Here is a 12,377-nt window from a genome sequence, read left to right on the forward strand (position 1 = left end):
GGCTTTCTTAACATCAGCGTGTGCGTCCCGACATTCGCTGGGACAACGTCGTAGGTTGCGTCCGCTACTTCGCGTACCTGTACGCCCCGCCCTTCTCGATCGAGCGCTGAAACGCCGGCCGCGCGTGCATCCGCGACAGCCACGCGCTCAAGTTCGGATACGGCCCGAGCTTGCCGAACACTTTCGCCATGTCGCCGACAAAACTCATCTGGATATCGGCGCCGGTCAGCGATTGGCCGACGAAGAATTCACGACCCTTCAGCGCGCTATCGACATAGCCGAGGTGATTAGCCATCTCGCTGTCGATGCGCGGATGCAGCGGCGCGCCCGCCTCTTTCAGCCTGCTCACATAGAGGTTCAGCATCAGCGGCAGCATCGCCGAGCCTTCCGAATAATGCAGCCACTCGTTATAGGCCTCGTAATCGGCGTCGCCGGTAGCCGGCATCATCGTGCCCTTTCCATACCGACGGATAATGTAATCGACGACGGCGCCTGATTCCGCGAGGGTGAGATCGCCATCTGTAATAACCGGCGCCTTGCCGAGCGGATGCACGGCCTCCAACTCCGGCGGCGCCAGCCGCGTCTGCGGGTCGCGCTGATAGCATTGCATCTCATAGGGCGTGCCGAGCTCCTCCAGCAGCCACAAAATCCGCTGCGAGCGGGAATCATTGAGGTGATGCAGGGTGAGCATGGCTAGTAACTGAGCCCGGCGCGGTGCGTCCTCGCAAATACCGTTTCCTCAAAGCCCCGTAAACCCGGCCTTCACCGGATCGTTGCTGCCGTCGAGCTCGCGCAAATAGGTCAGTCCGCACACCGTCAGGCGATGCGGATCTTTTTCGCCGGCCTCGAACAGCGTGGTGATGTATTCCGTCAACTTGGCGCGCGCCTCTGCGCTGGCGGCGGCGGAGCGGTTCTTCAGGAGATCATAGGTCTGCATGATGCGATCGATGGCGGCTTCCATGGAATCCTCTCGGCCGTGTCGGCCAGGTGAGCTATCGTTCAAACGAGTTCGGCTTCGAATTGGGCGATCGCCTTGTTGGCGAGCCTGATCTTGTTGAATTCGCCGCACTGAAACATCGCCACGATGATCTGAAGCAGCCGGTCGTTGGTGACAACGGTGTTGCCGATCGCGCCGGTCTTCGCAAGATAGTTCGCGGCGATCGAATAGGCGTCGCCCACCGCCTCGGCGTTGTTGACCCACAATCCACGCTCGACCAGCATCACGTCGGTCCTCCGATACGTGGTGATAAAGCGCGGCAGCGGCGAAAGTTCCATTTCCTAAATGAGTTTTGTTGCCAACAAAAACAAAACGCACCGGCCCGGAAACCCGGGCCGATGCGCTTGGGGGGAAGTCTCTGGTATATTGGTGGCTGCCGGTCTTGTTGGATTGCCGGCTTAGCCGAAAAATCTCAGAGCCGATAGAGGATCTGGTCGGTCCAGAACCGCTCGAGCCGATGCAGCGACTTGTTCAGGGTCGCGAATTCCTCGTTCGAGATGCCGCCGACCTGCTCCACGGTCTTGACGTGCTTCTGATACAGCGCCTCGACGATGCGGCGGATTTCCTGGCCCTGCGCGGTGAGGCGGATGCGGACCGAGCGGCGATCGACCCGCGAGCGCTGGTGATCGAGGAAGCCGAGTTCGACCAGCTTCTTCAGATTGTAGGAGACGTTGGAGCCGAGGTAATAGCCGCGCGTGCGCAGCTCGCCCGCGGTCAGTTCCTTGTCGCCGATGTTGTAGAGCAGAAGCGCCTGCACCGAATTGATATCGGCGCGGCCGCGGCGATCGAATTCATCCTTGATGACGTCGAGCAGGCGGCGATGCAGCCGCTCGACCAAAGTCAACGCTTCGAGATAGAGCGGCTGCACCGGCGTCTGGCCGGCAGCCCGATCAGCGGTTTCCACCGCCGTTGCAACGGCTTTGATCATAACACTTCCCCTGTTGTCGTTTTATCGACTTATTCGACGAAACTTTTGTCCCGTCTGATAGCTTCACCTTAAGGGGGCCGGTTGAAGATCCGCTTAAATAAGACAATAAAGAGATCATGAATTTAAGACAGTGAATGGTGGATTAAGCCCATGAACAAAGGGCTTTTCGCAACCTTTCATTGACGGTGCGCCGCTCCTGTTCACGCTTCGTCTGCACGGTCTGTCGCATATGGGAACAGCATCGTTCGAATTCGAAACGTCCGCGTAACAGGTATGACCGCAGCGTTTACCGTGACTGAAACGTTACCCAAAAATTTCGGAAAATTTTATGCACCCGAACTCGGATTCACCATTATCCGCATTCGGGTCTGCCCGAGTTCGGCAAACATTGTCGTCGAAGTCGGCAACATCCGACTTGGAGCGTGTGAAGGATACTGACCTCATCCTGAGGGGCTTGCCACCGGGGTCCGCGCGAAGCGCGGCCCGATGATAAACTCCGCAAGTGTCTCGAAGGATGGACGCAACGCACGGACCCGCGGCCATCCTTCGAGATGCGCGCAAGGGCGCGCCCCTCACGATGAGGTCGGAGACGCGCGCAAGGGCGGGCTCCTCCAGCGAGAACGGCGAAGCCGTTACGCAGGGGATGAGGTCGGAGATATATTCACAACCTCTTGGACGGCGCGCGAGTTTTTCGCGCACGTCAGAGGAAGTGGCCCGGACTTTATTTTTTTGGCGCGTTTTCTTGACGCGAACCGATACCTACTTCGCTTGAAAACGCTTTGTATGATTTTTGACGCGTTTTCTTCACGCGAACCGGTACCCACTTCGCTTGAAAACGCTTTTTATGGCGGCCGTTCGCGCGCCGCCATCCACGCCAGCGCGAGATAGGCCGCGAGCATCATGGCTTCCAGACCCACGACCGTCAGGCTGCCTCCGTAGATTCCTGGAAACATCAGTTCGATGACGGCCATCGACACCACGGTGGTCAGCCACACCACCGCACCCCAGGGCGTCGCCAGCCACAATCCGACGGCCGCGACGAGTTCGATCACTGCGAAATAAACCGTGGCGGTTTGCCACGCCATCGGCTGGTTCTCGAAAGCATCTTCTTCGCCGCCGATGAAGCCTGTGACCTGCGCCCAGTGGTAGAGACCCTTGGCAACGGAAATGACGGCCATGATGCGCAGGAAAAGCACCAGCCGGCGGGTCCACACATTATCGTCAGATTCGATCCGTTCGGACGAGATCGCCGCCACCGACATGGCATGGTCCCGCGGCTGGTCGCGCGATGGGGTTTCAGACATGCGAAAAGCTGTTCATGAACGGGGATTTACCTTCCTGTCCGGAGTCATGGCCTCTCGCCGCCGCAAAATCAATCGCGCAGGTGTGGTTTGCGGCAGGTCAGGGCTGCGGTGACGGAAGCAATCCGAGGTGCTAAGATTGGAACCGATCAAAATCGGCTTGCCGCCTCAGGAGAGACAATCAAATGGCGATCAAATTCGGGCGTCCGATCGAAATGCGCGACGCGCCGCGGCGGGAGACCGCCCTCGCCTCCCACAACCTCGATCTGACGGTGCGGCCGCGCCGCAATCGGAAGGCGGAATGGGCGCGCCGGCTGGTGAGGGAGAATGTCCTCACCACAAACGATCTGATCTGGCCGCTGTTCGTGGTCGAGGGCCACAACCAGCGCGCCGCCGTGGCCTCGATGCCGGGCATCGACCGGCTCAGCGTCGATCAGGCGGTGCGCGATGCCGAGCGCGCGGTGAAGCTCAACATCCCCTGCATCGCGCTGTTTCCCTATACCGAACCGTCGCTGCGCGACGAGCACGGCTCGGAGGCGACCAATCCCGACAATCTCGTGTGCAAATCGGTGCGCGCGATCAAGAAGGAGTTTCCCGGTCTCGGCGTGCTCTGCGACGTGGCGCTCGATCCCTTCACCAGCCACGGCCATGACGGCCTGATTGAAGACGGCAGGATTCTCAACGACGAGACGGTCGCGGTATTGGAGCGCCAGGCGCTGGTGCAGGCCGAAGCCGGCTGCGACATCATCGCGCCGTCAGACATGATGGACGGCCGCGTCGGCGCGATCCGCGAGGCGCTCGATGCGGCCGGATTTCTTGACGTGCAGATCATGTCGTATGCGGCGAAATATGCCTCCGCCTTCTACGGCCCGTTCCGCGACGCCATCGGTTCGGCGACGACGCTGACCGGCGACAAGCGCACCTACCAGATGGACAGCGCCAATTCCGACGAGGCCCTGCGCGAGGTCGAGCTCGACATCGCCGAGGGCGCCGACATGGTGATGGTGAAGCCGGGGATGCCCTATCTCGACATTCTGCGGCGGGTCAAAGATACCTTTGCGATGCCGACCTTCGTCTATCAGGTGTCCGGCGAGTACGCGATGATCGCGGCCGCCGCCGGTAACGGCTGGATCGATGGCGAGCGGGCGATGATGGAAAGCCTTTTGGCGTTCAAGCGCGCCGGCGCCGACGGGATCCTCACCTACTTCGCGCCGCAGGCCGCGGAAAAGCTGAAGGCGGAGAGCTGAGGCAATCCCCCTTTTGCGTTTGATGGTGCTATCGGACTCAACTCCTCGTCGTCCTGGCTCGCGCGGAGCCTGGATGTCACCTCCGTGGAATATCGCGGTTTCGCAATTCGGCGAGGTCTTGCAAGTACGCTGCCGGTTCCCATGTGCTGCAAGATGACGGCACAGCCGGGAGGACTGACCCATGTTTGACAGCGGCTCGGGTAACTTTGGTGGCAACGCCTGGGGTGGCGGCGGTGGAGCGAATTTTCAGCCGCATGCTTTCGATCCCTGGGCGCAGCCGGAACTGTTTCGCGGCGTGCTGACGCGGCGGGTGTTCGCTTTTTTGATCGACCTCGTGGTGCTTTCAATCCCCATCATCCTGGCCTGCATATTCATCGCCGTGTTCGGCGTGGTCACGCTGGGCCTCGGCTGGGCGCTATTCTGGCTGGTGTCGCCGGCATCGGTGATCTGGGCGCTGATCTATTACGGCGCGACGCTGGGCGGGCCGCATTCGGCGACCATGGGCATGCGGGCAATGGATCTGGAGTTGCGCACCTGGTACGGCGCGCCGAGCTATTTTGTGCTGGGCGCGATGCATGCCGTGCTGTTCTGGATTTCGGTATCGGTGCTGACACCGTTCGTGCTGTTGATCGGCTTGTTCAACGGCCGCCGGCGCCTGTTGCACGATTTCGTCCTGGGAACCGTGGTTATCAACAGTTCCGTCCGCACCGAGATAGCGCAGCCGGCGCGTTGATTCCGGCCAAACCGATTGACCGCTGGCCTCCGCGGCGCGATGCTGTTGGCTGCTGCTTCGGAGGCCCTGACGATATCCCGTGACCCAGCATTCGCGTGACACCCCGCAATTCTACCTGACCGCTCCGTCGCCCTGCCCCTATCTGCCGGGCCGCCATGAGCGCAAGGTGTTCACGCATCTGGTCGGTGACAAGGCGGGCGAGCTCAACGATCTCCTGACCCATGGCGGCTTCCGGCGCAGTCAGTCGATCGCCTATCGTCCGGCCTGCGACCAGTGCCGCGCCTGCGTTTCGGTTCGGGTCATCGCCAACGAGTTCCGGCCCTCGCGCAATTTTAGAAAGATTCTCGCCCGCAACACCGACATCGTCGGCGAGCAGCGCAGCGCCGTGCCGACCTCGGAACAATATTCGGTGTTCCGCGCCTATCTCGACCAGCGGCACCGCCATGGCGGCATGGCTGATATGACGGTGCTCGACTACGCGATGATGGTGGAGGACAGCCACGTCGAAACCCGCATCGTCGAATATCGCCGCCGCGGCGTGGACAGCGGCATTACCGGCCGCGGCCAGGAACTGCTCGCCGTCGCGCTGACCGACGTGCTCAGCGACGGGCTGTCGATGGTGTATTCGTTCTTCGAACCGTCAGAGGAAAGCCGATCGCTCGGCACCTTCATGATCCTCGACCACATCACCCGCGCGAGACGGCAGGGTCTGCCTTACGTCTATCTCGGCTACTGGATCGAAGGCTCAAAGAAGATGGACTACAAGGGCCGCTTCCTGCCGCAGCAGCGCCTTGCCCCGTCAGGCTGGCTGCGTGTCGATGTTTCAGGCGAAGCGCTGTCCGAGCCGCAGGATTAGGCTAAGTGGAGCGCACGGCGCAGCTCCGCCCTCATCCGTTCCGTCATACCCCGCGAAAGCGGGGTACCCAGTACGCCGCGGCCTCTCGATTAATCACCAGCGTCTCTGGAATACTGGATCGCCCGGTCAAGCCGGGCGACGACGACCGTGTGGCGCGGGCGATGACAGCTGTGTGGCGCGGCCTTCGCGCATCACCCCGTCATTGAAGGCTCAGCCGACGAGAGTATCGAACAGCAACTTCAGGTTCAAAATCACGATGATGCCGGCCACAATCCAGGCCGCGACGGCGACCGGACGGGATATGACAAAATTGCCCATCTTGCGGCGGTCGGAGACGAAGCGCACCAGCGGAATGACGGCGAACGGCAGTTGCATCGACAGCACCACCTGACTGAAGACAAGCAGCTGTCCGGTGCCGCGCTCACCGTACAGCGCGGTGACGATAATGACCGGGACAATGGCGATGCCGCGGGTGAGAAGTCGCCGCGCCCAGCTTGGAAGCCGCAGGTGAAGGAAGCCTTCCATGACGATCTGGCCTGCGAGCGTCGCGGTCACGGTCGAGTTGAGGCCGGACGCGAGCAGCGCAACGGCGAACAGCGTCGACGCAATACCGAGACCCAGCAGCGGTGACAAAAGCTCGAAAGCCTGGCCGATTTCAGCCACGTCGGCATGGCCGCTGGTATGGAATGTCGCGGCCGCGACGATGAGAATCGCGGCATTGATGAACAAGGCCATCATGAGGGCGATGGTAGAGTCGGTCGTGGCCCATTTGATCGCATCGCGACGGCCTTCGTCGGAACGTGCATAGGCGCGGGTCTGAACGATCGACGAGTGCAGGTAGAGGTTATGAGGCATCACCGTTGCCCCGATGATGCCGATGGCGATGTAGAGCATCTCGGGATTGGTAAAGATCTCGGTAGACGGCGCGAAACCCTGCAGTACCGCGGCGACAGGCGGAGCAGCAGCGGCGATCTGAGTCGTAAAGCAAACCGCGATGACGATCAGAAGCGCGATGACGAAAGCTTCGAGGAAGCGAAAGCCCTTGTTCATCAACAGCAGCAGCAGGAAGGCGTCGAACGCGGTTATCAGCGCCCCGCCGATCAGGGGAATGCCGAAAAGCAGTTTTAGGGCAATCGCCGTGCCGATGACTTCCGCGAGATCGCAGGCAATGATCGCGGCCTCGCACGCCAGCCAGAGCAGAAAGTTGACGGGCCGCGAATAGGTGGCGCGACACGCCTGGGCGAGATCGCGGTCCGTGACGATGCCGAGACGGGCGGCGAGCGCCTGCAGCAGGATCGCCATAAGGTTCGAAAGCAGGATGACCGACAAGAGGGTGTAGCCGAACTTCGAACCACCTGCGAGATCGGTCGCCCAGTTGCCCGGATCCATGTAACCGACCGAGACCAGGTAGCCGGGACCAGCAAAGGCCAGCAGCCGGCGAAACCAGTGGCCGCCTTTGGGGATCGAAATCGTCCCGTAGACCTCGGGCAGGCTCCGCTGGACGCCCGCTGCAGCGTCAGCACGCCAACCGTCGGCACTCGGCCGGTCCTTTTTCAGGGAATCTGGGGCTAAATCGGGAGATCGTGCATCCATTTCGGCAGGATGACCGATCTTTGCTTTTATTGCAACTCATTTGCAACTGCATCTGGTTCGCCGGTTCCCCAAAGGCGTGTCGGGAAGCGGGTGGTTTTGGCGTCCAAAGGCTCCGAGAATGCCGCCAGATTGGGAATTCAAGGGAATCAAGCCATGTCCGCGACCGACAACGCACTTCAGCTTCCGCCGACCTTCAACCGCCTGGCCTGGTCCAATCTGGCCGCACAATCGGCCGAGCAGATCGCACTGGCGGCCGCCCCGATCGTCGCGGTGCTGCTGCTCGGCGTCGGCGAAGGCCAGACCGGCCTGTTGCAGACCGCGCTGACGCTGCCGTTCATCCTGTTCGCGATTCCGGCAGGCCTGCTTGCCGACCGCGTCTCGCGGCGCTGGCTGATGGCGGCTTCCGAAGCCCTGCGCGCGATCGCCCTACTCGCTATCCTGGTGTTGATTTGGCTCGGCTCGCTGACGCTGCCGCTGCTCGCGCTTTCAGGCTTTGTCGCGGTTTGCGGAACGGTCGCCTACAGCGTCGCGGCGCCAGCCCTGGTGCCGTCCCTGGTACCGCCGCAATCCTTGCCTGCGGCCAACGCGCGGATCGAACTTGCGCGTACCATCGCATTTGCCAGCGGCCCGGCGCTCGGCGGCCTGCTGGTGGGATGGGTCGGCGCGGCGCCGGCCTTCGGATTTGCCGCGGCGCTCTCCGTGGTCGCGGTGGTGCTGCTGTCAGGAATTTACGAGCCCGCGCGCGCCCCGGCGCCGCGCCGCCACCCGCTGCAGGAGATCAAGGAAGGCGCTGATTTCGTGCTGCATCATCCGCTGCTGCGGCCGGTGTTCATCACGCAGGTCATCTTCAACACCGGTTCCTTCCTGCTGCTGGCGGTGTTCGTGCCCTATGCGGTGCGTCATCTCGGATCATCGGCGACGGGCGTCGGCCTCACGCTCGGAATGTACGGCGTCGGCATGGTGGTCGGCGCGCTGTTGGCGACGCGGGTGATGCGGCGGCTGTCCTTCGGCACCGTGATCGGGCTCGGTCCGGTGACCGGCTTTGTTGCCGCCGCGGTCATGGCACTGACGACATTCGTTCCGGCGCCGTGGCTTGCCGCCCTGAGCTTCTTCCTGCTCGGCGTGGGCCCGATCCTGTGGGTGATCAGCACCACGACATTGCGGCAATCGGTGACGCCGCCGCGGCTGCTCGGCCGGGTATCGGCGATCAACATCATGAGCTATGGCGCGCGGCCGCTCGGCTCCGCGCTCGGCGCCATCGTCGGCGGGCTCTACGGCGCCGAAGCGTGCCTCTATCTGGCGGTCGCGGTCTTCGGCGCGCAGGCGCTGGTGATTCTGATGTCGCCGGCGGTCTCGCTGGCGCAGCAGCCGGAGATGGTCGGCGACGGTCCCAAAGTGCTGCCGGCCTGCTGAGGGCGACGACACAAACACCTTTCGTCATGGCCGGGCTTGCCCCGGCCATCCACGTCTTTTCTTTCTTGCGTATCTAAAAGCAATGCGTGGATGCCCGGCACAAGGCTGGGCATGACGGTAAACACTCCGCAGCCCGCAATTGGAGGTTTCCTCTCCCGTTTTAAATGATATGTATCATATCAATTGACCGGGAGCTTCCATGGCCGACCAGAGCGTATCGACGACCACCGCGGCGCCGTGCGCGCAGGCTTCCTCGACTCTGCCCCAGATAACCGTGCTCGCTGTGCTGGCGGCGACCGGAACGCTGGCCACCAACATCCTGTTACCTTCGCTGCCGCAGATGGCTGCATCGCTAAAAGTGTCGAGTGCGGCGGTCACGTCGGCCATCACGGTTTTTCTCGCCGTCTTCGCCCTCGGTCAATTGGTGGTCGGGCCGATATCGGATCGATATGGCCGGCGCTGGCCGGTGCTGACGGGCTTTGCGGTGTTCTTCGTCGGCAGCGTCTGGTGCGGCCTTGCCACTGACCTGCCGAGCCTTCTGATCGGCCGGGTTATTCAGGCCGCGGGCGCATGCGCGACCTCGGTGCTGTCGCGCGCGATAGCCCGCGATCTCTTCTCCGGCGCAGCCTTGGCGCGCGCGATGGCGCTGATCATGATCGCAATGGCAGCGGCGCCGGGTTTCTCGCCGTTGCTCGGCGGCGCGCTCGATCACACGTTCGGCTGGCGTTCCGAATTCGTCTTTGTCGGGGTGTTCGCGGCGATCGGTGCGATAGCCTATGGCGTGGTGCTCGGCGAAACCCATCGCTCGACCCGGATTCCGCTCAATCCGCTCGCGATCGCAAAGAACTATTTCGGTCTCATCGGCGATCGCCGCTTCCTGATGCCGGCGGCAACCGTCAGCCTGATCATGGGCGGACTGTTCTCGATGTTTTCGACAGCGCCGCGCATTTTGATCGAAGGCATGCACTTCACGCCGATCGAGCTTGGCCTGTTCTTCGCAGGCACGGTCCTGATCGTGTTCGCCGCCGGAATGCTGGCAACGCGGTTGGCGCCGCGCTTCGGGCTCGATCGTTCGATCCGGGGCGGACTAGCGGCGGCGGCCACCGGCAGCATCGCCATCCTGCTGGTATCGATCTTCAACCCGACCTTCCTGCCGTTCCTGGCGGCGATGTCGGTGTTTCTGCTCGGCATGGGCATCGTCAATCCGCTCGGCACAGCCCAGGCGCTCTCGCCGTTCGGCGAGAAAGCCGGTGCGGCGTCCGCGCTGCTCGGCTTCTGGCAAATGACGGGGGCGGCGATCGGGGTCTGGCTCGCCGCGACCGTATCGCATGACGCGATGTTCGCGCTTGGCATTGTCGTGACGATCGCCTCGCTGGCGGCGCTCGCGCTGTATGCGATGCGGGTGAAGGCGAACTAGAGCCTCGTTTCGATAGAATCGAAACCGGACTCTAGATTCTTGATTTGACGCATTTTCTTGATGCGAACCGGTCTCCACCCCGGATCACGTCCGGGGCAGGCTTTCGCTGGAAAACGCTCTAGTTCGCCAGATAACGCTCGTAGCTGCCGGTCACGACTTCATCCGAGGCAATGTCGGGATCGAGCGTATAGAGATCCCGCGCCCGGCCGATGCCGCGCAACGCAAACCGGCCGGTGGAGACCAGATAGCCGCGGCCGGTCGCATCGAGGCCGGTTCGAAAATCCGATGACACCAGCAGTTCGCGATCCACCGAACGGCACATCGACGCGATGCGGCTGACCTCATTGACCGCCGGCCCCACAGCGGTGAAATCGAGCCGGTCCTCGCTGCCGATGTTACCGTAAAACACCTCACCGACATGCAGGCCGACATGGGCCGTCGTTGTCGGTCTGCCGTCGGCGGAGCGGCGGGTGTTGAGCGAAATCATGTTGCGCCTGAAACGGTGCTCGGCCCGAAGCGCGGCCCGCCTGGCGGCTGTGATGTCTTGGTTGGTGAACATCGCCAGCACGCCGTCGCCGATCAGTTTCAGCACGTCGCCGTCCGCATCATGGATGGCGTCGATGGCGGCTTGCGCGTAATCGTTGAGAAACGGAATGATCTCGTCAGGTCCAATGGTTTCGCCGATCGCGGTCGAGCCGCGCAGATCGGAAAACCACAGCACGGCGTTGATGCGCTCGGTCACGCCGCGCGATATGCGCCCGCGCAGCACCTGCTCCGAAGCGTCGCGCCCGAGATAGACCCGGCCCAGCGTTCTCGCGATATCCACCTGAGCGGCAGACTTGATCGCCAACCCCAGCACCGGCACCAGGTCGCGCAGCGCCGACAGGCCCTGCTGACTGAATCCATCAGGCCGTCGGGTCAGCCAGTAAGAGTAGACGCAATCCATCTGGCCCAGCGTTCCGGCTTCGCCGAACCGATGCACGAAGGCTACGAAATGCCGGTGACCTTTCGCAGCGAGGTCAGAGATCATCGAGAAATCGAGCGAGGCGCAATCGGCGAGGTCGATCTGCAGCTCGTCGTGGCCGTGTTCGAGCATGTGATAGAAGGTCGAGCGCCGCCAGTTTTGAGCTGCCTCGCCCTCACTGGTCGAGCCGTACTCGAAGATGTCGCTCTCGTTGGTCTCAGTATCGTTCCAGCGAAATCCGCGCCCCTCGAAAATCGGATGCAGCGTATCAATGAAGACGAGGCCGCGCGACAGATCGAGACCCCCTGCCCGGCAGCGCTCGCAGAAACCGCGGATAAGATCGTTCTCGGGCAGGCCGGTCAGGCCCTGACCAACCAGCCAGTTCATCAGGTGCAGTCGGGGCGTGAGCTCCATAAGATATTATGCCGCGTAATCACGCGTGACGAAAGGCTTGCAGGGATCGAGCGAGCGGCGGGTAGCTATGTGACCTCATCCTGACTGGGATTGCTTCCGATTTATCCAAACAAGCGGACCATTTCAGCGTTCGTTGGCATATCTCAAGGTGGCCACCTTTGAGACATGCCGACTGGCGCCTGGATTGTCCGCTATTGGGGAAGACCGGACCGGCGCACGTCAAAGTGACACGATTGGACGGCGGGCTCAATTGGTCAGCGCAACACTCTAATCTTTTAGCAAAGATGGAGTGTGGGCATGAAACAGCGACGTCGCATTTATTACTCGACCGCTCAGCGGTCTGAGATCTGGGATCGCTGGCAGGCCGGCGAGCCGATGAGTTCGATCGGACGCCGATTTGACCGGGAGTCCTCGTCGGTCTTCTCTGTGATCTCGCCAACCGGTGGCATACGTCCTCCGGATCGGCACCGTGCCAAACAGGCGCTCGGCCTTTCTGAACGAGAGGAAATCTCTC

The 12,377-nt window shown here is 62.1% G+C and carries 12 protein-coding genes and 1 pseudogene; 6 read left to right on the top strand and 7 right to left on the bottom strand.

What is annotated here, in order from left to right; all coding sequences use genetic code 11:
- Positions 1-64: 64 nt before the first annotated feature.
- The 5 genes from N554_RS0126115 to N554_RS0126140 all read right to left on the bottom strand — a co-directional run bounded on the left by N554_RS0126115 (position 65) and on the right by N554_RS0126140 (position 3,229).
- Positions 65-691, bottom strand: a complete 627-nt coding sequence (locus N554_RS0126115) for a glutathione S-transferase family protein (RefSeq protein ID WP_029586194.1) — start codon at positions 689-691, stop codon at positions 65-67.
- A 48-nt stretch (positions 692-739) separates the two neighbouring features.
- The gene (locus N554_RS0126120) at positions 740-961 is read right to left on the bottom strand and encodes a hypothetical protein (RefSeq protein WP_029586195.1); all 222 of its coding nucleotides are present in this window, start codon (positions 959-961) and stop codon (positions 740-742) included.
- Positions 962-999: 38 nt separating this feature from the next.
- Positions 1,000-1,221: a hypothetical protein gene (locus tag N554_RS0126125; protein WP_029586196.1), complete on the bottom strand. Its 222-nt coding sequence runs from the start codon at positions 1,219-1,221 to the stop codon at positions 1,000-1,002.
- 188 nt (positions 1,222-1,409) lie between these two features.
- Complete coding sequence (ldtR, locus tag N554_RS0126130) at positions 1,410-1,925, bottom strand: transcriptional regulator LdtR (protein ID WP_029586197.1); 516 nt, start codon at positions 1,923-1,925, stop codon at positions 1,410-1,412.
- Positions 1,926-2,767: 842 nt separating this feature from the next.
- Positions 2,768-3,229: a DUF6163 family protein gene (locus N554_RS0126140; protein WP_029586198.1), complete on the bottom strand. Its 462-nt coding sequence runs from the start codon at positions 3,227-3,229 to the stop codon at positions 2,768-2,770.
- A 182-nt stretch (positions 3,230-3,411) separates the two neighbouring features.
- On the opposite strand from N554_RS0126140, the gene hemB reads away from it, so the two are divergent.
- The 3 genes from hemB (at position 3,412) to N554_RS0126155 (ending at position 6,062) form a co-directional block, all read left to right on the top strand.
- Entirely contained in the window at positions 3,412-4,473 is a 1,062-nt protein-coding gene (hemB, locus tag N554_RS0126145; protein ID WP_029586199.1) for a porphobilinogen synthase, read from the top strand.
- A 181-nt stretch (positions 4,474-4,654) separates the two neighbouring features.
- Positions 4,655-5,206 (top strand): RDD family protein, encoded by a 552-nt coding sequence (locus N554_RS0126150; protein WP_029586200.1) that lies wholly within the window; start codon positions 4,655-4,657, stop codon positions 5,204-5,206.
- A 79-nt stretch (positions 5,207-5,285) separates the two neighbouring features.
- Positions 5,286-6,062, top strand: a complete 777-nt coding sequence (locus N554_RS0126155; RefSeq protein ID WP_029586201.1) for an arginyltransferase — start codon at positions 5,286-5,288, stop codon at positions 6,060-6,062.
- Between the two features lie 210 nt (positions 6,063-6,272).
- Here N554_RS0126155 and N554_RS0126160 read toward each other — a convergent pair whose 3' ends face one another.
- Positions 6,273-7,655, bottom strand: a complete 1,383-nt coding sequence (locus tag N554_RS0126160) for an Nramp family divalent metal transporter (protein ID WP_029586202.1) — start codon at positions 7,653-7,655, stop codon at positions 6,273-6,275.
- 153 nt (positions 7,656-7,808) lie between these two features.
- Between N554_RS0126160 and N554_RS0126165 the strand changes: the two genes are divergently transcribed.
- Both N554_RS0126165 and N554_RS0126170 read left to right on the top strand, forming a co-directional pair.
- Positions 7,809-9,068, top strand: a complete 1,260-nt coding sequence (locus tag N554_RS0126165) for an MFS transporter (RefSeq protein ID WP_029586203.1) — start codon at positions 7,809-7,811, stop codon at positions 9,066-9,068.
- 199 nt (positions 9,069-9,267) lie between these two features.
- The gene (locus tag N554_RS0126170) at positions 9,268-10,485 is read left to right on the top strand and encodes a multidrug effflux MFS transporter (RefSeq protein WP_029586204.1); all 1,218 of its coding nucleotides are present in this window, start codon (positions 9,268-9,270) and stop codon (positions 10,483-10,485) included.
- Positions 10,486-10,603: 118 nt separating this feature from the next.
- On the opposite strand, the gene N554_RS0126175 is transcribed toward N554_RS0126170, so the two are convergent.
- A complete protein-coding gene (locus N554_RS0126175) occupies positions 10,604-11,863 on the bottom strand; it encodes an adenylate/guanylate cyclase domain-containing protein (RefSeq protein ID WP_029586205.1) in 1,260 nt (419 codons plus the stop codon).
- Positions 11,864-12,160: 297 nt separating this feature from the next.
- Here N554_RS0126175 and N554_RS41530 point away from each other — a divergent pair.
- Positions 12,161-12,377 (top strand): annotated as a pseudogene (locus tag N554_RS41530) (IS30 family transposase); the annotation flags it as partial.

Source organism: Bradyrhizobium sp. URHD0069 (genome assembly GCF_000701345.1).
Lineage (GTDB): Bacteria > Pseudomonadota > Alphaproteobacteria > Rhizobiales > Xanthobacteraceae > Bradyrhizobium.

Coding starts and splice junctions, on each gene's coding strand:
- N554_RS0126115 (WP_029586194.1), bottom strand. CDS start 691: ATGCTCACCCTGCATCACCTCAATGATTCCCGCTCGCAGCGGATTTTG.
- N554_RS0126120 (WP_029586195.1), bottom strand. CDS start 961: ATGGAAGCCGCCATCGATCGCATCATGCAGACCTATGATCTCCTGAAG.
- N554_RS0126125 (WP_029586196.1), bottom strand. CDS start 1,221: ATGCTGGTCGAGCGTGGATTGTGGGTCAACAACGCCGAGGCGGTGGGC.
- ldtR (WP_029586197.1), bottom strand. CDS start 1,925: ATGATCAAAGCCGTTGCAACGGCGGTGGAAACCGCTGATCGGGCTGCC.
- N554_RS0126140 (WP_029586198.1), bottom strand. CDS start 3,229: ATGTCTGAAACCCCATCGCGCGACCAGCCGCGGGACCATGCCATGTCG.
- hemB (WP_029586199.1), top strand. CDS start 3,412: ATGGCGATCAAATTCGGGCGTCCGATCGAAATGCGCGACGCGCCGCGG.
- N554_RS0126150 (WP_029586200.1), top strand. CDS start 4,655: ATGTTTGACAGCGGCTCGGGTAACTTTGGTGGCAACGCCTGGGGTGGC.
- N554_RS0126160 (WP_029586202.1), bottom strand. CDS start 7,655: ATGGATGCACGATCTCCCGATTTAGCCCCAGATTCCCTGAAAAAGGAC.
- N554_RS0126165 (WP_029586203.1), top strand. CDS start 7,809: ATGTCCGCGACCGACAACGCACTTCAGCTTCCGCCGACCTTCAACCGC.
- N554_RS0126170 (WP_029586204.1), top strand. CDS start 9,268: ATGGCCGACCAGAGCGTATCGACGACCACCGCGGCGCCGTGCGCGCAG.
- N554_RS0126175 (WP_029586205.1), bottom strand. CDS start 11,863: ATGGAGCTCACGCCCCGACTGCACCTGATGAACTGGCTGGTTGGTCAG.